At 73.3% G+C, this 22,782-nt stretch carries 21 protein-coding genes; 7 read left to right on the top strand and 14 right to left on the bottom strand.

Features of this window, described 5'->3' with window-relative positions:
- Positions 1-170: 170 nt before the first annotated feature.
- On the bottom strand, positions 171-1,091 hold the full coding sequence (locus tag GA0070616_RS20240) for an ornithine cyclodeaminase family protein (RefSeq protein WP_091085382.1): 921 nt from the start codon (positions 1,089-1,091) through the stop codon (positions 171-173).
- A gap of 184 nt (positions 1,092-1,275) precedes the next feature.
- On the opposite strand from GA0070616_RS20240, the gene GA0070616_RS20235 reads away from it, so the two are divergent.
- Positions 1,276-1,590 carry a DMT family transporter gene (locus GA0070616_RS20235; RefSeq protein ID WP_091085379.1) on the top strand — a complete coding sequence of 105 codons (315 nt, stop codon included), beginning with the start codon at positions 1,276-1,278 and terminating at the stop codon, positions 1,588-1,590.
- A 92-nt stretch (positions 1,591-1,682) separates the two neighbouring features.
- Complete coding sequence (locus GA0070616_RS20230; protein WP_091085374.1) at positions 1,683-1,910, top strand: hypothetical protein; 228 nt, start codon at positions 1,683-1,685, stop codon at positions 1,908-1,910.
- 71 nt (positions 1,911-1,981) lie between these two features.
- Here the strand turns inward: GA0070616_RS20230 and GA0070616_RS20225 are convergent, their stop codons facing one another.
- A complete protein-coding gene (locus GA0070616_RS20225) occupies positions 1,982-4,444 on the bottom strand; it encodes an FtsK/SpoIIIE family DNA translocase (RefSeq protein ID WP_091085371.1) in 2,463 nt (820 codons plus the stop codon).
- A 112-nt stretch (positions 4,445-4,556) separates the two neighbouring features.
- Here GA0070616_RS20225 and GA0070616_RS20220 point away from each other — a divergent pair, with 112 nt between their 5' ends.
- Positions 4,557-5,030 (top strand): YbjN domain-containing protein, encoded by a 474-nt coding sequence (locus tag GA0070616_RS20220; protein ID WP_091085368.1) that lies wholly within the window; start codon positions 4,557-4,559, stop codon positions 5,028-5,030.
- Positions 5,027-6,730, top strand: coding sequence for a type III secretion system chaperone family protein (locus tag GA0070616_RS20215; protein WP_091085364.1), 1,704 nt, complete (start codon positions 5,027-5,029; stop codon positions 6,728-6,730). Before GA0070616_RS20220 ends, GA0070616_RS20215 begins: the two co-directional genes overlap by 4 nt.
- An 82-nt stretch (positions 6,731-6,812) precedes the next feature.
- Here the strand turns inward: GA0070616_RS20215 and GA0070616_RS20210 are convergent, their stop codons facing one another.
- The 6 genes from GA0070616_RS20210 to GA0070616_RS20185 form a co-directional block, all read right to left on the bottom strand.
- The gene (locus tag GA0070616_RS20210) at positions 6,813-7,997 is read right to left on the bottom strand and encodes a S1 family peptidase (protein ID WP_091085362.1); all 1,185 of its coding nucleotides are present in this window, start codon (positions 7,995-7,997) and stop codon (positions 6,813-6,815) included.
- A gap of 85 nt (positions 7,998-8,082) precedes the next feature.
- A complete protein-coding gene (locus GA0070616_RS20205) occupies positions 8,083-9,771 on the bottom strand; it encodes a ribonuclease J (RefSeq protein WP_091085358.1) in 1,689 nt (562 codons plus the stop codon).
- A gap of 52 nt (positions 9,772-9,823) precedes the next feature.
- Positions 9,824-10,750, bottom strand: coding sequence for a 4-hydroxy-tetrahydrodipicolinate synthase (dapA, locus tag GA0070616_RS20200; protein WP_091085353.1), 927 nt, complete (start codon positions 10,748-10,750; stop codon positions 9,824-9,826).
- Between the two features lie 46 nt (positions 10,751-10,796).
- Entirely contained in the window at positions 10,797-11,540 is a 744-nt protein-coding gene (gene thyX, locus GA0070616_RS20195; RefSeq protein WP_091085347.1) for an FAD-dependent thymidylate synthase, read from the bottom strand.
- 87 nt (positions 11,541-11,627) lie between these two features.
- Positions 11,628-12,185 (bottom strand): DUF2752 domain-containing protein, encoded by a 558-nt coding sequence (locus GA0070616_RS20190; protein ID WP_175440144.1) that lies wholly within the window; start codon positions 12,183-12,185, stop codon positions 11,628-11,630.
- Positions 12,182-13,411, bottom strand: a complete 1,230-nt coding sequence (locus GA0070616_RS20185) for a winged helix-turn-helix domain-containing protein (protein WP_091085339.1) — start codon at positions 13,409-13,411, stop codon at positions 12,182-12,184. Before GA0070616_RS20185 ends, GA0070616_RS20190 begins: the two co-directional genes overlap by 4 nt.
- Before the next feature lie 78 nt (positions 13,412-13,489).
- On the opposite strand from GA0070616_RS20185, the gene GA0070616_RS20180 reads away from it, so the two are divergent.
- Entirely contained in the window at positions 13,490-14,041 is a 552-nt protein-coding gene (locus GA0070616_RS20180) for a GNAT family N-acetyltransferase (RefSeq protein ID WP_091085336.1), read from the top strand.
- Here GA0070616_RS20180 and GA0070616_RS20175 read toward each other — a convergent pair.
- The gene (locus GA0070616_RS20175) at positions 13,940-15,217 is read right to left on the bottom strand and encodes a glycosyltransferase family 87 protein (protein WP_091091211.1); all 1,278 of its coding nucleotides are present in this window, start codon (positions 15,215-15,217) and stop codon (positions 13,940-13,942) included. The genes GA0070616_RS20180 and GA0070616_RS20175 overlap by 102 nt on opposite strands.
- A gap of 35 nt (positions 15,218-15,252) precedes the next feature.
- On the opposite strand from GA0070616_RS20175, the gene GA0070616_RS20170 reads away from it, so the two are divergent.
- Together GA0070616_RS20170 and GA0070616_RS20165 are read left to right on the top strand one after the other, a co-directional pair.
- A complete protein-coding gene (locus tag GA0070616_RS20170; RefSeq protein ID WP_091085333.1) occupies positions 15,253-15,837 on the top strand; it encodes a GNAT family N-acetyltransferase in 585 nt (194 codons plus the stop codon).
- A gap of 99 nt (positions 15,838-15,936) precedes the next feature.
- Complete coding sequence (locus tag GA0070616_RS20165) at positions 15,937-16,317, top strand: VOC family protein (protein WP_091085328.1); 381 nt, start codon at positions 15,937-15,939, stop codon at positions 16,315-16,317.
- Positions 16,318-16,357: 40 nt separating this feature from the next.
- On the opposite strand, the gene dapB is transcribed toward GA0070616_RS20165, so the two are convergent.
- From dapB to GA0070616_RS20140, 5 genes are all read right to left on the bottom strand, one after another.
- Positions 16,358-17,131, bottom strand: coding sequence for a 4-hydroxy-tetrahydrodipicolinate reductase (gene dapB / locus GA0070616_RS20160; protein ID WP_091085325.1), 774 nt, complete (start codon positions 17,129-17,131; stop codon positions 16,358-16,360).
- A gap of 120 nt (positions 17,132-17,251) precedes the next feature.
- A complete protein-coding gene (locus GA0070616_RS20155) occupies positions 17,252-18,643 on the bottom strand; it encodes a M16 family metallopeptidase (protein WP_091085319.1) in 1,392 nt (463 codons plus the stop codon).
- A gap of 45 nt (positions 18,644-18,688) precedes the next feature.
- Complete coding sequence (locus GA0070616_RS20150) at positions 18,689-21,094, bottom strand: polyribonucleotide nucleotidyltransferase (protein ID WP_091085313.1); 2,406 nt, start codon at positions 21,092-21,094, stop codon at positions 18,689-18,691.
- A gap of 230 nt (positions 21,095-21,324) precedes the next feature.
- Positions 21,325-21,594, bottom strand: a complete 270-nt coding sequence (rpsO, locus tag GA0070616_RS20145; RefSeq protein ID WP_043962418.1) for a 30S ribosomal protein S15 — start codon at positions 21,592-21,594, stop codon at positions 21,325-21,327.
- A gap of 207 nt (positions 21,595-21,801) precedes the next feature.
- Positions 21,802-22,731, bottom strand: coding sequence for a bifunctional riboflavin kinase/FAD synthetase (locus GA0070616_RS20140; protein WP_091085310.1), 930 nt, complete (start codon positions 22,729-22,731; stop codon positions 21,802-21,804).
- Between the last annotated feature and the right edge of the window lie 51 nt (positions 22,732-22,782).

Raw genomic sequence — 22,782 nt, 5'->3', positions numbered from 1 at the left:
CCCGCAACGGCGGGGCTGCCAGGCAGCGCGGCACCGGGCGCCCGTCCCCGTGGCCCGGACGCCCGGTGCCGCCGTCCCGCACGCCGTCCCCGCACGCGATCCCCGCACGCCGTCCCCGCACGCCGTCCCCCGCTCGACGCAGGCGCCGACGCCCGTCGACCCGGCGTCGCTCAGACCGCCGCGCCGACCCGGACCAGGCGGTCCAGGAGGAACACCTCGGTGCCGGCGAGACCGACCGAGCAGAACAGCGACACCTGCTCCGCCGTGGTCCGGCCGGGCTCCGCGCCCGCCAGCACCGCGCCCAGGTCACCCAGCCGGTCGGCGTACGGGGGTTCGGCGGCCAGCATGGGCGGCACGTACGCCCCCGCCTGGGCGGGCGAGTCGGTGACCAGGACGGCGGCGGCGTCGAGCAGGTCGGGCCCGAACTCGGTCCGGTCGCGCTGCTTGAAGCCCACCGCGTTGACGTGCGTGCCGGGAGCCAGGTCCGCCGGGTCGAGCACCGGAGTCGTGCTGGTGGTGGCGAGGACCACGACGTCGCGGTCGCGGACCGCGGCGGCGGCCGAGTCGACCGCGCGGGCCGGCACGCCCAGGTCCGCCCGGACCCGGGCCGCGAAGGCCGCACGACGGGCCGCCGAGCGGCTGAACACGGTCACCTCCCGCAGCGGACGGACCGCCGCCGCGGCCCACACCTGCGTCCACGCCTGCCGGCCGGAGCCGATCACCCCCAGGGTGGCCGCGTCGGGCCGGGCCAGGGCGTCCACCGCCACGCCACCGAGCCCACCGGTACGCCGGGAGCCCAGCTCGTCGCCGACGGACACCGCCCGCACCGCGCCCGTACGCGCGTCGTGCAGCACCACCACCTGCGCCGCCTCCGGGTGCCCGAAGGTGTCGTACGCCCGGTAGCCGTACCACTCGCCGGTCAGGTGCCCGGCGGTGAGGACCATCCGGCCGCCGCCCAGGGGCGCGGCGACCCGGGGCGGCGCGGCGAGGCGTCCCGCGTACGCGGCCAGCAGTGCCGCCCGCATGGCGTCCACGGTGGTGGGTGCGTCGAGGCCGGCGGCCACCTCGGGATCGGAGAGGAACAGAGTCATGCGGATCATCGTGCGCCCTCAAGGAACCTTGAAGTCCACCCCTGAGTGACCTGCCTCACAGCCGCCGCCCAATCCTGCCCCGTCCGGCCGGCCGGCGCAGCCACCCGACGGCCCGACCCGGCGGTGCTACGGTCAGCCGACGAACACCCACCCCGACGGCCGGACGACCCGGAGAGGTGACCCGATGGCCTGGCTCGTGCTGGTGGTCTCCGGCCTGCTGGAGACCGCGTGGGCGATCGCCCTGGACCGCAGCGCCGGCTTCACCCGGCCCGTCCCGTCGGCGGTGTTCGTGGTGACGCTGGTGCTGAGCATGGCGGGCCTGGCGTACGCGCTGCGGGAGATCCCCGTCGGCACCGGCTACGTGGTGTGGGTCGGCATCGGCGCGGTCGGCACCGCCCTGGTGGGAATGCTCGCGCTGGGCGAGTCGGCCAGCCTCCCCCGGATCCTGTGCCTTCTGCTGGTCGTGGCCGGTGTGGTCGGGCTGAAGATCTACCACTGAAGATCCGTCACCGGGGCGGGCAGGCGTGGCGGACGGACACAGTGGGTAGAGACGGGGTCGGCAACGACAGGCTCTCGACACCGGAGGCAGACATGGCCACCAGCACCGCCCGCTCGATCAGCGCCGCCCGCATCTGCACGATCGTCAGCTTCGTGTTCGCGGTCCTCGCCCTACTGCTCAACCCCGTCCTGTTCGGCGTCGTCGGGCTGGTCCTCGGCGTCGTCGGCGCGGTGCTCGGGGACAAGCCGCTCGGCTGGTACGCCGCCGGTGCCAACGTGGTCGCCATGCTGCTGAGCATGCTGATTCTGAGCGCGCTCTGAGGCGCCGTCCGCCCATCCGCCCACCGGGCCCGCCGCACCTGCGGCGGGCCCGTGGCACGTCCGGGGGGCTGCTACTCCTCGCCGCCCCGTAGGCCGGCCAGGACCTCCTCCAACTCGTCCGGCTTGACCAGCACGTCGCGCGCCTTCGAACCCTCCGACGGACCGACCACGCCCCGGCTCTCCATCAGGTCCATCAGGCGACCGGCCTTGGCGAAGCCGACGCGCAGCTTGCGCTGGAGCATCGAGGTCGACCCGAACTGCGAGGTGACGACCAGCTCCACCGCCTGGACCAGCAGGTCCAGGTCGTCGCCGATGTCCTCGTCGATCTTCTTCTTGCTGTCCTGCGCGACCGTCAGCACGTCGGGGCGGAACTCCGGCTCGCGCTGGTCCTTGCAGAACTTCACCACGTCGTTGATCTCGCGCTCGGTCACCCAGGCGCCCTGGATCCGGACGGGCTTCGAGGCGCCCATCGGCAGGAACAGGCCGTCGCCCCGGCCGAGCAGCTTCTCCGCGCCCGGCTGGTCCAGGATGACCCGGGAGTCGGACAGCGACGAGGTCGCGAAGGCCAGCCGGGACGGCACGTTGGCCTTGATCAGGCCGGTGACCACGTCGACCGAGGGGCGCTGCGTGGCCAGCACCAGGTGGATGCCGGCGGCCCGGGCGAGCTGGGTGATCCGCACGATCGAGTCCTCGACGTCGCGCGGCGCGACCATCATCAGGTCTGCCAGCTCGTCGACGATCACCAGCAGATACGGATAAGGGCGCAGCTCCCGCTCGCTGCCCGGCGGGGCCTTGATCTCGCCGTTGCGGACCTTGCGGTTGAAGTCGTCGATGTGCCGGACCCCGTTGGCGGCGAGGTCGTCGTAGCGCATGTCCATCTCGCGTACGACCCACTCCAGCGAGTCGGCCGCCTTCTTGGCGTTGGTCACGATCGGGGTGACCAGGTGCGGGATGCCCTCGTAGCCGGTCATCTCGACCCGCTTCGGGTCGATCAGCAGCAGCCGCACCTCGTCCGGCGTGGCCCGGGTGAGGATGGACACCAGCAGCGAGTTCAGACAGGACGACTTGCCGGCCCCGGTGGCTCCCGCGATGAGGATGTGCGGCATCTTCGCCAGGTTCGCCACCACGAAGCCGCCCTCGATGTCCTTGCCGAGGGCGACCACCATCGGATGGTGGTCGCTGGTGGCGGCCCGGGACCGCAGCACGTCGCCGAGCGAGACGTTCTCCGGGTCGGCGTTCGGGATCTCCACGCCGACGGCGCTCTTGCCCGGGATCGGGCTGAGGATCCGCACGTCCGGCGACTTCACCGCGTACGCGATGTTGCGCGACAGCTGGGTGATCCGTTCGACCTTGACGCCGTGCCCCAGCTCCACCTCGTAGCGCGTGACGGTGGGGCCCCGGGTGAAGCCGGTGACGGCGGCGTCCACGTCGAACTGGTCGAACACCCCGGTCAGGGCGGCGATCACCTCGTCGTTGGCCTTGCTGCGGGTCTTCGGCGCGGCGCCGTTGCCCAGCATGTTCGCCGGCGGCAGGGTGTAGTCGCCGCCCATCCCGGTCAACGCCAACTGCTCGGCCCGGGTGGGCGCGGGCGAGTGCTCCGGCGGCTCGGCCGGCCGGCGGGTGGCGGGCACCTTCCCCGGTGGCTTGCGCGGCAGCACAAGCGTGTCCTGCAGGTCGACCCCGTCGAGGTCGGCGTCGAAGTCCTCCGGATCCGGCGGCGGCGGAGACTGCCGCTTGGCCGGCCGCCGCCGGGCCGGCTTCGCCGGGGCCTCCTCGTCGGCCGCCCCGTCGACCGGTGGCTGGCCGACGACCGTGCCGGCGAGCAGGCCCAGCCGCTCGGGGATCCTGTTGATCGGGGTGGCGGTCACCACCAGCAGGCCGAACAGCAGCAACAGCACCAGCAACGGCACCGCGACCCAGGCGGTCACCGCCCGCTCCAGCACGCTGCCCACCCCGGCACCGATCAGCCCGCCGGCGAAGTCACGCTGCACCGGGTCGACCGGGTTCTGCCCGATGTGCAGCATGGCGGCGGTGGCGACCAGCATGGAACCCCAGCCGACCAGCCCTCGGCCCCGGTGCTCCGGGTCGCCGGGCTGGCGCATCAACCGCCACGCGCCGATGCCCAGCAGCACCGGCACCACGATCGAGATGGCCCCCAGGAACAGGCGCACGCTGTCGGCCAGCCGCTCACCGACCGGGCCCGCGCCGGAGAACCAGATCGCCACGGCGCTGAGCAGGCACAGGCCGATCAGCAGCAGGCCGGCCCCGTCGCGGCGGTGCTCCGGGTCGAGGTCGCGGGCGGAGGCGGCCTGCCGGCCCACGGCGCGCACGGCCCAGCCGGCCCCGTGGGCGAGGCCCATCCACAGTGCCCCGACGGCACGCCCGACGAGGGCGGCGGGACCGGGCCGGGCGGCGGCGGTGCGCCGCCGGGCCGGGGCACGGGTGGACTTCGCCGGCTGGCGGGCACGACTGTTCGTGGTGCCACGCGGCGACGCGCCGCGTCGCCGGCTCGCCTGAGAGGTACGGCCCGCCATAGCATCACCGTAACGGCGTGGCCCGGGTATCGCCGCTTTCCGGGTCGCTTCCGCGTGTCACAGCGCGGGCATCGCCGACGGTCGTGATATCCGCCAGGCGAAGGGGTGCCCGATGGTGTCGCCCGAGGACGGACCTGACGGCCCCCTGGCCGGGCACCCGGGGCCGTTGCGGCCACTGACCCGTGACCTGGTGGCCGAGGTGCTGGCCGCCCAGGGGCACGCGGTCACCCCCGACGACCGGGGCGACCTCGTCGGCCGCTGGCAGGACGCCCTGATCTGGTTCCTGCTGTGCGGCGCGGCCGGGGAGATGCTCCAGGTGCGTACCCTCGCCGCGCCGGCGTTCGCCATCGACCACGTTCCGGCCCTGCACGCGTTCTGCAACTCGTGGAACCGGGACCGGTTCTGGCCCAAGGCGTTCGTGCATGTCGACGACGCCGGCCGGGCCCGGGTCTGCGGGGAGGTCATCACCGACCTGGAGCGGGGGGCGACGACACACCAGCTGGCCCGGTTGCTCGACCGGGGCGTCGCCACGGGTCGCCGGCTGGCGGCGGCCACAGGTCACCTCCCGGGATCGGTCACCGGATGACGGGGCGCGGCGAACGCGGCGGACCGGCCGCCGACCGCGTCGGGGCGTCCGGCACCGCCGGGGTTTCCCCGCGCCCCGGCCCGGCGGGGCTGCTCGCCGACGCCCGCGACATGCCCGACGGGGACGCGCGTACCGCCGAACTGGAACGCGTGGCGGCCCTGGCGGAGGCGGCCGGTGACCTCGGCTGCGCCGTGGACGCCTGGGCCGACCTGGTGGAGGCGCATCTGCTGCACGGCGAGCGGTGGCGGTTGTGCGAGCCCGTGCGCCGCTGCCTCGACGCGGCCACCCGGGCCGCCGCCCTCTCCGGCGGCGGCACCGCCGCCGTCCGGGCGGCCCGCGCCGGGATGGGCCTGGACGAGACGCTGCGCCGGTACCGGCGCTACGCGGTCGAGTCGCTGCTGGGCACGCCCCGCGTCGGCCTGGACCAGGCGTGGACCCTGTTGGACGGCCTCACCGCGACCGACGGGGAGGACGGGGCGCTGGTGGCCCAGCTGCGCTGCCGGGTCGCCGACCACGTGGGCGACGAGCCGGCCGCCCGGCGCTGGTGGCACCGGTGGCGGGTGGCCGGCCCGGACCCGGCCGCGGGTTGCCCGGACTGCCTGCCGGTGCGCCAGGCGGAGCTGCTGGCCGGGTGGGGCGACTGGGCCGAGGCGCTCGCCCTGCTCGAGCCGCTGATCGCGCGTCCCGCCGGCTGCACCGGCCAGCCGGAGGCGGCCCTGACCGGCGCGCTGCTGCCCCTGCTGCACGCGGGCGAGCCCGACCGGGCGGCGCAAGCGCACCTGCGGGCGTACCGGCGGCACCGGCGGGATCCGGGGACGTTCGACCACCTCGCGACGCACCTGCGGTTCTGCGCGCTCGGCGGTCACCCGGAGCGGGGGTTGGCGATCCTGGCCGAGCAGTTGCCCCGCTGGGACCGGCCACCCGACGACCTGTCGGCGATGGAGTTCGCCGCCGCCGGGGCGCTGGTCTGCGCTCTCGCCGTCGAGGCGGGCCTCGGACACCGGCCGGTGCACTGGCCGGCGGGCCCGGAACGGCCCGCGGCGGACATCGCCGTGGCCGCGCTCGGCACCCGACTGCTGGCCGCGGCATCGGCGTTGGCCGGCAGCTTCGACGCCCGCAACGGCACCGGGCACCAGTCCGGGCGGATGGCGTCGTGGCTGGCGCAGCGTCCACTGGCCGCAGCCACACCACTGCCCGCCCCCGACCCGCCGGACGGGACCGACCCGGACGAGGACGGCCCCGACGATGCCGGCAGCGACGCGACGGACGCCAGCACGGCCGGCACCGCGCCGGACGAGATCGGGTCCCTCACCGTCGCGATGCTCACCGCCGTCCTCGACCGGCGCGGCGACCGGTACACGCTGGTCGACGACGGGACGGTGCGGGGCCGCTGGGACGACGCGGTGGTCGACTTCCGGCGGGCCGGGCGGCGGGGCGACATCCTGCACGCCCGGGTGGTCGCGGCACGCCGCCTGCCGGCGGGCCGCCGCGCCGAGGCGTACGCGTTCTGCAACGCCTGGAACCGGGACCGGCTGCTGCCCAAGGCGTACGTGCACGAGGTCGACGACGATCTGGTGCTCGCGGGCGACGTGACCACCGACCTGGCGTACGGGGTGGCCCCGGAACAGCTCGCCGTGCTGGTGGAGGCGACCGTACGGACCGGCCTCGCGTACGTGCGGGCGGTCGCCGCGCTGCCCTGACCGCCGGCGGGGGCCCCGGCATCCGGCCGGAGCCCCCGCACGAGGGGGAAGCGGGCCGGAGCCCCCGCACGAGGGGGATGCGTCAGCGCCGGCCGCGCGCCACCGAGCCGGCGGTGACCAACGTCAGGTTGTTGCGCTGGAGGATCTCGTTGACCGGCTGGTAGAACGTGGTGCCACCGACGGTGCAGGTGCCGGATCCGCCGGACGTCACGCCCTGCGCCTGGTTGCCGGAGATCCACGAACCGCCGGAGTCACCGGGCTCGGCGCACACGTTGGTGCGGACCAGGCCGCTCACCGCACCCTCCGGGTACCGGACGGTGGCGTTGCGGGCCTGGACGGTGCCGCAGCGCACCCCCGTGGTGGAGCCGGAGCGGCAGATCGACGACCCGACCGGCACCTCCCGCGAACCCGCCACCAGCGCCGAGCCGCCCCGGAAGTCGGTGACCTCCGGCAGGACCCTCGTGTTGGCGTTGACCTGGACGAACGCCCAGTCGTCACCGGGGAACGACGAGGCGCGGAAGACTCCCTGTGGGGCCCGGTCGGCCCCGGTGGTGCGGTCCCCCACCCGCCCGCAGTGCCCCGCGGTGACGAACCCGCCGACGACCGCGAAGCCCACCGAGCAGCGGCCGGAGCCGATGAAGTACGGGTCGCCGCCCCGCACGTCGGCGAACAGCCGGGGCTGTTCCGGTGAGACCTGCACGCGTACGGCCTGGCGGGGCACGCCGGTGCGGGCGACGAAGCCCCAGCCGGCGTCCTCGGCACCAGGCCGGGCGAGCACCACCACGGAGTTGGACGCCACGTCGACGTACCAGCCGGTGACGCCCGCCGCACCTGCGGCGGCCCGGTCCATCCGGGTCTTCAGCGCGTCGAGCTGCGCCACGCCCCGTACGACGACCTTCGGCACCGCCCCGGCCGCGCGTACCCGGTCGGCCTCGGCCCGGTCCGCCACGGCGACGGTGAGTTGGCTGCCGTCGGCGCTGAGCCAACTGCCCCCGTAGCTTGCGCCCAGGTCCGAGCGCAGCTGCTCGACCACGCCGGACGCCCAGCGTTCCGTCTTCAGCCGCGCCACCACCTGCCGCCGGTCGAGGCGCAGGTCCCGCCGCATCGCGTCGACGACCTCCGGCGCGGCCCCGTCCACCGTTCCCGCCGTCGCGACGGGTCCACGCGGGGCGGCTCCGTCACCCGCGAACGACGGCAGGGTCACCGCTGCCGCCGCGCCCACCGCCGCCACCACTACACCGATGGCTGTCAATCGTCTGCGGTCCATCCGCCATGCTCCTCCCGGCGGGCGTGGGTACGCCTACCGACACGAGGTACGGACGAAACGGCCCGAAGGTTGAAGGAACCGGCGATCAGACCTCGACCACGGTCGGGACGATCATCGGACGGCGCCGGTACGCGTCGTTGACCCACCGGCCGACGGTGCGCCGGACGATCTGCTGGAGCTGGTGCGGGTCGGTGATCCCGTCCGCCGCCGCCCGGTTCAACGCCTCGGTGACCAGCGGAATCACCGGGTTGAAGGCCTCCGGGTCCTCGGAGAAGCCCTTCGCCGACAGGGTCGGCCCGGCGACCACCTTGCCGGTGACCGAGTCGACCACCACGGTGGTGGCGATGAACCCACCGTCACCGAGGATCCGCCGCTCGGTCAGCAGCGACTCGGAGACGTCACCGACGGCGAGGCCGTCGACGTAGACGTACCGGCTCTTCACGTGCCCCACCAGACTGGCGCGGCCCTCGACGAGGTCGACGACGTCGCCGTCCTCGCAGAGCACCACCCGGTCGGCCGCGACGCCCGACTCGATGCCGAGGCGGGCGTGGGCGCGCAGGTGTCGCCACTCACCGTGCACCGGCATCAGGTTGCTGGGACGCACCACGTTGAGCAGGTAGAGCAGCTCACCAGCCGGCGCGTGCCCGGAGACGTGGACCTTCGCGATCTCCTTGTGCACGACGACCGCGCCGGCCCGGGCCAGTCGGTTGATCACGCGGTAGACCGAGGTCTCGTTGCCCGGCACCAACGAGGATGCGAGCACGACCGTGTCACCGGGTGCGATCGTGATGTGCCGGTGGTCGCCGCTGGCCATCCGGCCGAGAGCGCTCATCGGCTCCCCCTGCGAGCCGGTGGACATCAGCACGATCTGATCGGGCGGGAGGTTGGTGGCCTCCTCGATGCTGATGATCAGCCCGGCCGGGATGTTCAGCAGGCCCAGGTCCCGGGCGATACCCATGTTGCGGACCATGGAGCGGCCGATCAGGGCGACCTTGCGGCCGTGCTCGGCTGCGGAGTCGAAGACCTGCTGCACCCGGTGCACGTGCGAGGCGAACGAGGCGACGATGATCCGCCCCTTGGCCTTCGCGAAGATCGAGCCGAGCACCGGTCCGATGTCCCGCTCCGGGGTGACGAACCCGGGAGTCTCCGCGTTGGTGGAGTCCGACAGCAGCAGGTCGACGCCCTCGGCACCGAGCCGGGCGAAGCCGGCCAGGTCGGTGATCCGCCCGTCCAGTGGGAGCTGGTCCATCTTGAAGTCGCCGGTGTGCAGCACCAGCCCGGCGGGTGTGCGGATGGCCACCGCCAGGGCGTCCGGGATGGAGTGGTTGACGGCGAAGAACTCGCACTCGAACGGGCCGAGCCGCTCCCGGCCGCCCTCCCGGACGGTCAGCGTGTACGGCTGGATGCGCCGCTCGGCCAGCTTCGCCTCGACCAGCGCCAGGGTGTACTGCGAACCGACCAGCGGAATGTCGGGCTTGTGGGCCAGCAGGTACGGCACCGCGCCGATGTGGTCCTCGTGGCCGTGGGTCAGCACGATCGCCTGCACGTCGCCGAGCCGGTCCAGGATCGGCCCGAAGTCGGGCAGGATGAGGTCGACGCCGGGCTGCTCCACGTCGGGGAACAGCACTCCGCAGTCGACGATCAGCAGTTTCCCGCCGTACTCGAAGACCGTCATGTTGCGACCGATGGCGCCGAGCCCACCGAGCGGGATGATCCGCAGGCCGCCCTCCGGCAGCGGCGGGGGAAGTTCGGTCTCGATGTGCGCCTCGGTCACGCGTCCACCTCATTCTGCGACGCCGTCAACCGGCGTCCGTCGTGTCGTTCGGTCATTCGGGAAGTGCGAGGCCCGCCGCCGCGCAGTCGGCGCGCAGCTGGGCGAGCTGGTCGGCGGTCGCGTCCACCAGCGGCGACCGCACCGGGCCGGCGGGCAGACCCGTGGCCGTGAGACCCGCCTTCACCAGGATCACACCCTGGGTACGGAAGATCCCCGTGTACAGCGGCAGCAGTTGCCGGTGCAGGGCGAGCGCGGCGGCGTTGTCCCCCGCGTCGTACGCCTCGATCATCCGCTTGGTCTGTACGCCGGTGAAGTGCGTCGACGTGCCCACCACGCCGACGCAGCCGACGGCCAGCGCGGGCAGGGTGCAGGAGTCGTCGCCGCTGTAGAACGCCAGGCTGCTGCGGCTGGTCACCCAGCTGGTCGCGGTCAGGTCGTTCTTGGCGTCCTTGACCGCGACGATCCGGCCGTGCTCGGCGAGACGCACCAGCGTCTCGGTCTCGATGGGCACACCGGCGCGGTGCGGGATGTCGTAGAGCATCACCGGCAGGCCGGTGGCGTCCGCGACCGCGGTGAAGTGCCGCAGCAGCCCGGCCTGCGGCGGCTTGTTGTAGTACGGCGTGACCACCAGCAGCCCGTGCGCGCCGGCCTTCTCCGCGGCTGCGGCCAGCTCGATGGTGTGCCGGGTGTCGTTGGTGCCCACCCCGGCCAGGATTCGCGCCCGGTCGCCCACGGCCTCCACCACGGCGCGGACGAGACGTTCCTTCTCCGCGTCGGTGGTGGTCGGCGACTCGCCGGTGGTGCCGTTGAGCACCAGCGCGTCGTTGCCCTGCTCGTCGACGAGGTGGGCGGCCAGCCGGGCCGCGCCGTCCAGGTCGAGCGCGCCGTCGGCCGTGAACGGCGTCACCATGGCAGTGATCAGCCGCCCGAAGGGACGGGAGGCCGCCCGGGCCGGGGTGTCAGGGTGGTCGTGCGTCATGGTGACAACCTAGCGGACGGCCCGCGGCCGCCCGCCGGGGAAGGGCTCAGGACCCCTGGGCGTGCGGGCTCGCCGCGACCTCGGAGCCGTCGGGCAGGGTGGAGATGACGAAGTCGGCGAAGACGTGCGGAGCGACCCCCTGGAGCTGGCGCAGGCACTCCACGGCCAGCTCGCGGATCTCCACGTCGGCGTGCTCGGTGGCCCGCATCGCGATGAAGTGCCGCCAAGCCCGGTAGTTGCCGGTCACCACGATGCGGGTCTCCGTGGCGTTCGGCAGCACCGCCCGGGCCGCCTGCCGGGCCTGCTTGCGCCGCAGGGTGGGGTTCGCCACATCGACGAAGCGCCGCTCCAGCCCCTCCAGCAACTCGTTGTACGCCCGCACGGCCGCCTCGGACGCCTCCACGAACCGCTTGTGCAGCTCCGGGTCCTCGGCGATCACCGTCGGCTCGACCATCGCGGCGTCGCGCTCCGGCACGTACCGCTGGGACAACTGCGAGTACGAGAAGTGCCGGTGCCGGATCAGCTCGTGGGTGAACGAGCGGGACACCCCGGTGAAGTAGAAGCTCACCGAGCCGTGCTCCAGCACGGACAGGTGACCGACCTCCAGGATGTGCGCCAGGTAGCCGGCATTGGTGGCGGTGGCCGGGTTCGGCTTCTTCCAGCTCTGGTAGCAGGCGCGCCCGGCGAACTCGGCGAGCGCCTGACCGCCCTCGGCATCCGTGGACCACGGCACGTCGTCCGGCGCCTCGAAGTGGGTCCACGCGACGAGCTTGACCTGGGGGTGCACCATCTCCGGCATTCCTGGGACTGTAGCGGCGGCGCCCAGCCGACCCAAACCGGACCCGCCCGCGCCGCCGACGGGTCTGCCGCCCGCCCGTCAGACGTAGAGCGCGGTGAACGGGGCCCAGGGCAGGTTGCGCACCACCGAGAAGGCGAGCCAGGCGGCCAGGAACCCACCGATCATCTTGGGGCTGATCCGCAGCTCCGGCAGCCGCCAACCGAACGCCTGTCGCCCGGCCCAGGCCACGAAGAGATACGCCAGGAAGGGCATCGCGAACACCAGCAGGAAGTGGTGACGGGCGGCGGCCGGCAGATCGGCGTGCAGCACGTACCACATCGCCCGGGTGCCGCCGCAGCCCGGACAGTCCAGACCCGTGGTGAGCTTGAGCAGGCAGGTCGGCGCGGCGTCGGGCGCCGAGCGGGTGGGGTCGCTCAGCATGGTGTAACCGATGCCGGCGGCGACACAACCCACGGCGGCCAGGGGCACGACCCAGCGGGGTGACCGTTCGTGGAGCCGCACCACGAAGCGGGTGAACCGGTCGGACTCGACGACGGGGTAGGGCCCCGTCTGCGTAGCCGGCCATCCCGTGGGCGCGGAGTCGACCGGAGGGGGCGGCGGGGTGGCCGGTCCGTCAACGCTCGTCACGAATCTCACCGTACACCGGCGACGCCCGCCAGTGCGGCGGCTAGAGGCTCCGCCAGGTCCCCGGCGGCGGGTGGCGCGACCGCGTCCAGCCCGAGCCAGCCCGCCATCCGGTACAGCTCCGCGGCCAGCGCCACCGCCGTCTCCCCCGGGTCGACGCCCGGCTCCACCCACGCCGCCGGCACCAGCAGCACCCCGGCCCTGCGGTCGGCCTTCAGGTCGACCCGGGCGGTGAACCGGTCGCCCTGGAGGAACGGCAGCACGTAGTAGCCGTGCACCCGTTGCGGGGCCGGCACGTAGATCTCGATGCGGTAGCTGAACCCGAACAGCCGCTCGGTGCGCCCCCGCTCCCACACCAGCGGGTCGAACGGGCTGACCAGGGTGGCACGGCTCACCCGGCGGGGCAGCCGGGCGCCGGCGTGCAGCCAGGCCTGCTGCCGCCAGCCCGGCACGGTCACCGGCAGCAGGTCGCCGGCCTCGACCAGGTCGGCGACCGCCTGCCGGGCACCGGCCAGCGGCAGCCGGAAGTAGTCGCGCAGTTCCGGCTCCGCCGCGACGCCCAGGGCGCGGGCAGCCACGCCCACCAGAGTGCGGTACGCCTCGGCGTCGGTCGGGGTGGGCGCGTCCCGCACGGCGGCCGGCAGCACGCGCTCGGGCAGGTCGTAGCGACGGGCGAAGGCGGCGGTGCGATCGGCGGCGCACACCTCACCGGCCCAGAACAGGAACTCCAGCGCCCGTTTCACCGCCGACCAGTTCCAGCCCCAGTTGCCCGTTTCCCGGGGCGCGTCGTGCTCGATCTCGGCGGCGGTCAACGGCCCCCGGGCGGCCACCTCGTCGCGCACCCAGGCCACGAGCCCGGGCTGCTCGGTGGCGATCCGGCGCATGCCGCCCCACGCCTCGTCGCGGGCCCGCGCCATCCGCCAGCGCAGCGCCGCGTGCAGCTCCACGGGCACCAGCGACGCCTCGTGGCCCCAGTATTCGAACAGTTCCCGGGGCCGGCGGTAGGCCGCCGTGTCGAGCAGCGCCGTCGGGTAGGGCCCCAACCGGCTGTAGAGCGGCAGGTAGTGGGCGCGTTGCAGCACGTTGACCGAATCCATCTGGATCAGCCCGACCCGGTCGAGCACCCGGCGCAGGTGCCGTCGGGTGGGCACGCCGGCGGGCGGCGGGTCGGTGAAGCCCTGGGCGGCGAGCGCCACCCGGCGCGCCTGGGCGAGCGAGAGTGAATCGGGTGCGGTCATCGCCGAGCACCCTAGACCAGCCGTACGACACCGGAGCGGACACTGGACCGATCGCCCGAGGGGGCATACAACGGACGCATGCTGACCATCCGCCGCGAGGAATCCGCCGACGCCGACGCCGTCGCCCGGGTGCACGTGCACGGCTGGCAGGCCGGTTACGCCGGGATCATGCCGGCGGAGGTGCTGGCGCGGCTCAACCCGGCGGCCTGGGCGCAGCGGCGGCGCGACCTCGGCACCGCCGACCCGGAGCACCCCTTCGCCACCCTGCTGGCCGAGGTCGACGGCCGACCCGTCGGGTTCACCACCTTCGGGCCCTACCGGAACAACCAGGACCGGGGTGACCTCGACCCGGCGTACGGCGAGGTGGTCGCGTTGTACGTCGAGCCGGTCCACTGGGGCGACGGCACCGCCCGGGCGCTGCTCGCGGCGGCCCGGACGGGGCTGACCGAGCGGGGCTGGACGGAGTACCGGCTGTGGGTGCTGGCGGACAACCACCGGGCCCGCCGCTTCTACCAGCGCGCCGGCCTGTCACCGGACGGCGAGCGGTCGACCTATCCGGTGCCACTGTCCGGCGGGCGCCCGCCGGTCGGACTGGTCGAGTTGCGGTACGCCGGCCGCCTCGACGGCTGACCCGGTGGGCGACCTCCGACGGCGGATCGGCAGGAAGGCCAGCAGCGTCAGGCTGATCCAGACGTAGACGTTGCTGCCCAGGAACCCGTCGACACCGGTGAAGTCCTTCTCCCAGGCCCACACGATCCGGCTCGTCAGGAACCCGTACCCGACGAGCGTGGCGGTCAGCAGGCCGCGACGGCGGCGGCCACCCGCGGGAGCAGCCATCGCCCTGTCCAGCAGCAGGAGCAGCGCCGGCAGCAGCCACACCAGGTGGTGCACCCAGGTGACCGGGCTGACCAGGCACATCACCGCGCCGGTGAGCGCCAGGCCGGTGGCGTGGTCGTCGACGGCGGCAGCGGCGCGGGACCGCCACACCCACAGCGCCACGGTCGCGGCGACCAGCACCAACCAGGCCAGGGTGCTGGGGCTCTCCGGATCGAGCCGGGCCACCACGCCACGCAGCGACTGGTTGGAGACGAACGACAGCTCACCCACCCGGTTGGTGTTCCACAACGCCTCGGTCCAGAACTCCCGGGAGGCGTCCGGGAACAACGCGGCGGCCAGCACCGTCACCCCGGTTGCCGTGGCCATCGCGGTGAGCGCGGCCCGCCACTGGCGGGTCACCAGCAGGTAGACGATGAAGATGCCCGGCGTCAGCTTGATCGCGGTGGCCAGGCCGATGCCCACCCCCGCCCACCGGTCCCCGCGCGGCAGCAGCCGCAGCAGGTCCACCGCCACCAGGAACAGCAGCAGCGTGTTGACCTGGCCGAAGTTGATCGTCTCGCGCATCGGCTCGAACGCGGCGGCCAGGCAGAGCACGACGGCGAAGGCGAACCAGCGGGTCCAGCCGGCCCGGCGGGATACCGGGTCGAGCAGCCACCAGATCACCACTGCGGCGGCCGCCACCCCCGCGGTCACGCTGACGGCGATCGCCGCGTTCCACGGCAGGTACGCCATCGGCAGCATGAGCAGCGCCGCGAACGGCGGGTACGTGAAGCCGTACTGGGTGCGCGGGCGGAGGAAGTCGTACAGTTCCCCGCCGTCACGCGCCCACCAGGTGAGGGCCCCCTGGTAGACCTGGAGGTCGAAGTAGCCGTGCCGCACCGCCGCGACGGACAGGAAACCGGTCACCGCGAGGGCGAGACCGACCACGACGGCCACCTGCCGGTACGTCCGTGCGGCACCCTGCGCCACCGTCGCCTCCTCCACCCTGCGTAGGCTCTCGTGCCATGGCTCTCGGGTACGTCCGCCCGGCGCGTCCTGACGACGCCGGCGAGATCGCAAGGATCCAGCTCGCGACCTGGCGGGCCGCCTACCGGCGGATCCTGCCCCGGCACGTGCTGGACAACCTCGACGAGGCGTATCTGGCGCGGCGGTGGGACGCCGCCGTGCGCCAGCCTCCCGGTGGCACCCACCGGGTGCTGGTCGCCGTCGAGCAGGCCGAGCAATCGTATCTGGTGGGGTTCGCCGCCTCCGGTCCGGCCGACGCCGAGGCCCTGGCCCCGAACGAGCCCGCCGGGTCGCTCGGGGCCGACGTGGTGGCCGTGACCGACCTGCTGGTCGAGCCGCGCTGGGGCCGCCGGGGCCACGGCAGCCGACTGCTCGCCGCCAGCGTGGACCTGTGGCGGGAGGACGGTTTCGGCCGGGCGGTCGCGTGGGTGTTCGACGGCGACGAGGCGTCCCGGAAGTTCCTCACCACCACCGGCTGGGAGCCCGACGGGGCGGCCCGCGCCCTCGACGTGGACGACATGCTCGTCCCCCAACTGCGGCTGCACGTGGCGGTCCCGACCGAGCCGGTCGAGCCGGCCGGCTGACGGCGGGTCCGCGCCGGCTGACGGCGGGTCCGGGCCGACGATCGGTCACACCTGCCCGGATCCGCGGGAACTGTCAGGGGCATCGCCTACGGTGGGTCCATGTTCAGTGACACGTTGGCCTTCAGTGGCTTCTCGGTGGACGACACCGACCGGGCCATGCGGTTCTACGCCGACACCCTCGGCCTGCGGGTGTCGCGGGGCGACGAGATGGGCGGCATGCTGACGCTCCACCTCGCCGGCAACCGTGACGTGCTGGTCTACCCCAAGGACGACCACGTCCCGGCGACCTACACGGTGCTCAACTTCCCGGTCGAGGACATCGACCGGGCCGTCGACGAGTTGACCGCCCGCGGCGTGCGGCTCGCCCGTTACGAGGGCATGGGCCAGGACGACAGGGGGGTCATGCGGGGCAACGGGCCGGCGATCGCCTGGTTCACCGATCCGGCCGGCAACGTCCTGTCGGTCATCGAGAACAACTGACCCCGTGCCCGGCCGGCGGGCCCCTGGTGGCCCCTGAGCTTCAGTCGAGCAGGCTGTCCAGGCCGATGGTCAGGCCGGGGCGGGTGCGCACCGCGCGCACGGCCAGCAGCACGCCGGGCATGAAGGACGCCCGGTCGTACGAGTCGTGGCGGATGGTCAACGTCTCGCCCGTGGTGCCGAAGAGCACCTCCTGGTGCGCGACGAGCCCGGTGGCCCGGACGGCGTGCACGCGTACCCCGTCGATGTCGGCGCCACGGGCACCCGCGATCTCGGCAGCCGTGGCGTCCGGCGACGGGCCCAGACCGGCCTCGGCGCGGGCGGCGGCGATCAGCCGGGCCGTGTGGGTCGCGGTGCCGCTGGGGGCGTCCAGCTTGCGCGGGTGGTGCTGCTCGACGATCTCGACGGACTCGAAGTGCCGGGCGGCCCGCGCCGCGAACTGCATCATCAGGACCGCGCCGATGCCGAAGTTGGGAGCGATCACCACGCCCACGTCAGGCTTGTGTGCCAACCAGCCCCGCACCCGGTCCAGCCGCGCCTCGGTGAAGCCGGTGGTGCCGACCACCGCGCTGATGCCCTGGTCGATGCACCAGTGCAGGTTGTCCATGACCACGTCGGGAGTGGTGAAGTCGACCACCACCTGGGCGCCGGCGTCGGAGGCGTTGAACAGCCAGTCCCCCTGGTCGACCATCGCCACCAGGTCCATGTCGGCGGCCCCGTCGACGGCCCTGCACACCTCGACGCCCATCCGGCCCCGGGCGCCCAGCACACCGACCCGGATCGGCTCGGCCACGCCCTTCTCCTGCTCGTCAGTCACGGGGCACAACCTATCCCAATCGGGACGCCGGCACCGGCGGGGCCCACCCTGTCCCACGGTCGCCGCGCCGACCGCCCGTAGGGCGCGGACGGTGGCCCCGGACGCGCAGGCGTCGCCGGGTCAGGTGGCGAAGTCCGAATCGCCGAACGGGCCGACCACGGCCAGCGACATCGGTCGGGCCAGCAGTTCGGCGGCGAGAGTGTTCACGTCGTCGAGGGTCACCGCGTCCACCCGGGTGAGCAGCTCGTCGACCGGCATCAGGGTGCCGTAGAGCAGCTCCCCCTTCGCCAGCCGGCTCATCCGGGAACCGGTGTCCTCCAGGCCGAGCACGAAGGAGCCCTTGCTCATGCCCTTGCCCCGGGCCAGTTCCGCCGGAGTGACCCCGTCGGCGGCCACCCGGGCCAGCTCCGCGCGGGTCAGGTCGAGAACCTCGTCGACCTTGCCCGGGGCGCACCCGGCGTAGACGGCGAACAGGCCGCTGTCGGCGTACTGGCTGGCGTACGAGTAGACCGAGTACGCGAGGCCACGCTGTTCGCGGATCTCCTGGAACAGGCGGCTGGACATGCCGCCGCCCAGCACGTTGTTGAGCACACCGAGGGCGAACCGCCGCTCGTCGAGCCGGTCGATGGCGGGGCAGCCGAGGATCACGTGTGCCTGCTCGGTCTCCTTCTGCTCCACGACGGTGCTGGCCGGCTTCGTGCGTACCGCCGGGGTGGACGGCCGGTGCGGGGCCGGCGCGGCCGGGTCCGTGTCCAGCGGGGTACCGCGCAGGGCCTGACGGACCAGCCTGACCACAGCCGTGTGGTCGAGGTTGCCGGCCGCCGCGACGACGATCTGCGGGGCGACGTAGCGACGCCGGTAGAAGGTCTGGATCTGTCGGCGGGTCATCGCGGTGACCGACTGCTCGGGGCCGGAGATCAGCCGGCCGAGCGGGTGGTTGCCGTAGACGGCCCGCGCGAACAGGTCGTGCACCTCGTCGCCGGGTTCGTCGTCGTGCATGGCGATCTCTTCGAGGATCACGCCCCGTTCGGTCTCGACGTCGGCCGGCTCCAGCACCGAGTCGGCGACCAGATCGCACATGACGTCGATGGCCAGCGGAAGGTCCTCGTCGAGCACCCGCGCGTAGTAGCAGGTGTATTCCTTCGTGGTGAAGGCGTTGGTCTCGCCGCCGACCGCCTCGATCGCCGAGGAGATGTCCAGGGCGGTGCGCTTGTGGGTGCCCTTGAACAGCAGGTGCTCCAGGAAGTGCGCCGCGCCGGCCTGTGGGCCGGTCTCGTCCCGGGAGCCCACCGCCACCCAGACGCCGAACGAGACGCTGCGCATCGCCGGGATCGCCTCCGTGAGCACGCGCAGCCCGCTGGGCAGCACGGTACGTCGTACCGTGCCGCCCAGCGGGTCGTCGCTCAACGTGCGGGTGACCGCGCGGGCGGACCCGGCGCCCGGCACGCCGGTGTTCCCGAGCGCCGCCACCCCCCGTCGGTTCTGTGGAAACGGCGCGCTGGCCCGACTCACGTGGTGCTCCCAGATCGACGAGGGGTGGGGTGCGGTTGCTTCGGCTCAGCTGTGCCGGGTGCGGCGACGCGGGCGTTCGCCGCCCTCACCGCCCTCGCCGCCGCCCTGGCCGCGCTCGCCGCCGCCCGGACCACGACCACCCCGGTCACCACGGTCGCCACCACGGTCACCGCGGTCACCGCGGTCGCCCCGGTCACGCGGGCCCCGGTCGCCGCGGTCACGGCCGGCCGGACGGTCGCCCCCGGCAGCCTCACCGGCGGCCGGCGCCTCGGCGCCCTCCGGGCGGACCTTGTCCAGGTAGATCTTGCCGCGGGCGTCGATGTCCGCGATCTCCACCTCGACCCGGTCGCCGACGTTGAGGAAGTCCTCGACCTTGTCGACCCGCTTGCCGTCGCCCACCTTGGAGATGTGCAGCAGGCCGTCACGGCCGGGCAGCAGGGAGATGAACGCGCCGAACGCGGCGGTCTTCACCACCGTGCCGAGGAACCTCTCCCCCGCCTTGGGCAGGGTCGGGTTGGCGATCCCGTTGATCCGGTCCACCGCGGCCTGGGCCGACGGGCCGTTGGTCGCGCCGACGTAGATGGTGCCGTCGTCCTCGATGGAGATCTCGGCACCGGTCTCGTCCTGGATGGCGTTGATGGTCTGACCCTTCGGGCCGATCACCATGCCGATCTTGTCGACCGGGATCTTGACGGTGGTGACCCGCGGGGCGTACTCCGACATCTCGGCCGGGGCCTCGATCGCCGCCTGCATCACGCCGAGGATGGTCTGCCGGGCCTCGTGCGCCTGCTGCAACGCGGCAGCCAGCACGTCCGACGGGATGCCGTCGAGCTTGGTGTCGAGTTGGAGCGCGGTGACGAACTCCGGGGTGCCGGCGACCTTGAAGTCCATGTCGCCGAACGCGTCCTCGGCACCGAGGATGTCGGTCAGCGTCACGTACTCGGTCTTACCGTCGACCTCGTCGGAGATCAGACCCATCGCGATGCCGGCGACCGGAGCCTTCAGCGGCACACCGGCGGACAGCAGGCCCAGGGTCGAGGCGCAGACCGAACCCATCGAGGTGGAACCGTTGGAGCCGAGGGCCTCGGAGACCTGCCGGATCGCGTACGGGAACTCCTCGCGCGACGGCAGCACCGGGATCAGCGCCCGCTCGGCGAGCAGCCCGTGACCGATCTCCCGCCGCTTCGGCGAGCCGACCCGCCCGGTCTCCCCCGTGGAGTACGGCGGGAAGTTGTAGTTGTGCATGTAGCGCTTGCGGTTCTCCGGGGACAGCGTGTCCACCATCTGCTCCATGCGCAGCATGTTCAGCGTGGTGACGCCCAGGATCTGGGTCTCGCCCCGCTCGAACAGCGCCGAGCCGTGCACCCGTGGCAGCACACCGACCTCGGCGGTCAGCGGCCGGATGTCGCGCGGGCCACGGCCGTCGATACGGATCTGCTCGCGCAGCACCCGGTTGCGGACCTCGGACTTGGTCAGCGACCGGAAGGCGGCGGACAGCTCCTTCTCCCGGCCCTCGAAACGACCGCCGAGTTCCTCGGCGACCTTGGCCTTGACCCGGTCGAGGGCCTCCTCGCGATCCGCCTTGCCGGCGATCTGGAGCGCCTCGGCGACCTCGGCACGGGCCAGGTCGGTCACCGCCTCGTAGACGTCGTCGGCGTAGTCCAGGAAGACCGGGAACTCGGCGACCGGCTTGGCGGCCACCTCGGCCAGTTCGCTCTGCGCCCGGCACAACTCGCGGATCGACGGCTTGGCGGCCTCCAGGCCGCTGGCCACGACCTCCTCCGTCGGCGCGGTCGCGCCACCGGCGATGAGGCCCACGGCGTGCGGCGTCGCCTCGGCCTCGACCATCATGATGGCGACGTCGCCGTCCGGCAGCGACCGGCCGGCCACGACCATGTCGAAGGTGGCCCGGGCCAGCTCCTCCAGGGTCGGGAAGGCGACCCACTGCCCGTCGATGTGGGCGACCCGGGTGGCCCCGATCGGACCGGAGAACGGCAGGCCGGAGAGCTTGGTCGACATCGAGGCGGCGTTGATCGCGATCACGTCGTACGGGTGCGCCGGGTCCAGGGCGAGGACGGTCGCCACGATCTGGACCTCGTTGCGCAGGCCCTTGGCGAACGAGGGACGCAACGGCCGGTCGGTCAGCCGGCAGGTGAGGATGGCGTCCTCGCTGGGCCGGCCCTCGCGGCGGAAGAACGAGCCGGGGATCCGACCCGCGGCGTACATCCGCTCCTCCACGTCGACGGTGAGCGGGAAGAAGTCGAGAAACTCCTTCGGCTGCTTGCTCGCGGTCGTGGCGGACAGGACGACCGTCTCGCCCAGCTGGGCGACCACGGAACCGGCGGCCTGGCGGGCCAGGCGGCCGGTGGAGAAGGTGATCTCGCGGGTGCCGAAGGACCCGTTGTCGATCACGGCGGTGCGGGACTCGGTGCCGAGGTTGGTCTCGGTCATGTTTCTGTCGTGCTCCTTCACGTCGGGGGCCCACGACGCGGGAGCTGCTCAGACGGCCGGTCTTCGATCGAAGCGCCCGGGCGACCGGCGGATGCCGAATGCCCGGGGGCCACTACCGGAGACCGGTACGCTGAGCCGACTCCCGAACGATTGTGGTCGCGCGGCCCTGGTTTCTTCCTCGGTGGTGAACCGGAACGGGGGAGCGGCCAGGCGGCTGCTCCCCCGTCACGTCACCGGCGCAGGCCGAGCCGCTCGATGAGCGACCGGTAGCGGTTGATGTCCTTCTTCTGGACGTAGTTGAGCAGCCGACGGCGACGGCCGACCAGCAGCAGCAGCCCACGGCGGCTGTGGTGGTCGTGCTTGTGCACCTTCAGGTGCTCGGTCAGCTCGGCGATCCGCTTCGTGAGGACCGCGACCTGCACCTCCGGCGAACCGGTGTCGCCCTCGGCGGTCGCGTACTCCGCGCGGATCTTGGCCTTGGCTTCCTGGTCGAGCGCCATGTTCTCCCTGTTCGATGGGTTGTTCGGTGATGTCCGTCGGGTCGGGCTCACGCACCGGGGACGGACCGGTTCCTCGCACCCGCGGCGTCGAGCAGGCACGCGAGGCCCCACGTCGGTCAGCCGACGTCCCTGCCAGCCTACCAGCCCGGACCAGGGCCGGCCCGGCAAGGGCGGTCGACGGCCCGTCGGGCGACCACCCGGGGCAGCTCAGGCCAGCGCCCGCCGGGTCCGCTCCACGTCCTCGGCGATCTGCGCCACCAGCGGCTCGATCGAGTCGTACCGGACCTGCCCGCGCAGGTGTGCCACGAAGTCCAGCGCCAGCCGCTCACCGTACAGGTCACCGCTGAAATCCAGCGCGTACGCCTCCACCCGCCGCTCCCGTCCCGAGAACGTGGGGTTCGTGCCGACGGACACCGCCGCCGCCAGGGGCTCGGTGTCCCCCCGGCGCACCAGCCGGGCCGCGTACACGCCGTCGGCGGGCACCGCCGCGTACCGGTGGCACAGCAGGTTCGCCGTCGGAAAGCCCAGTTCCCGGCCACGCTGGTCGCCCCGGACCACCACGCCCTCGATCCGGTGCGGCCGACCCAGTGCCGTCGCGGCCGCGCCCACGTCACCGGCGTCGACGCAGGAACGGATGTACGTCGAGGAGAAGACCGTGCCCGACTCCGCCACGAGCGGGGCGTCCTCGACGCCGAAGCCGAAGGTGCGGCCCAGCGTCTCCAGCAGGGCCACGTCACCGGCGGCCCGGTGCCCGAACCGGAAGTTGTCCCCCACCACCACCAGTGCCGCGTGCAGGTTCTCCACCAGGATGTCGTGCACGAACGCCTCGGCCGGCAGCCGGGAGAACTCCGGCGTGAACGGCACCACGCACAGCACGTCCACGCCGAGCGCCTCGATCAGCTCCGCCTTGCGGGCCGGCTCGGTGAGCACCGCCGGGTGCGAGCCGGGCCGGACCACCTCGGCCGGGTGCGGGTCGAAGGTCACCACCACCGACTGCACGCCCAGTTCCCGGGCCCGGGACACGGCGTGCCCGATGGTCGCCTGGTGCCCCTGGTGCACCCCGTCGAAGACACCGATGGTGACGACCGACCGTCCCCAGCCACCGGGCACCGCGTCGTACCCCCGCCACCGCTGCATGCTGCTCCTCCCGCCGCCGTTCCCGCGGCCCCACCGGCTGCGGGCCGCCAC

Origin of the sequence: Micromonospora nigra (assembly GCF_900091585.1) — a bacterium.
Classification (GTDB): domain Bacteria; phylum Actinomycetota; class Actinomycetes; order Mycobacteriales; family Micromonosporaceae; genus Micromonospora; species Micromonospora nigra.
Note: the sequence above shows the minus strand (reverse complement) of the source record. Positions and strands in the feature narration are given on the sequence as shown.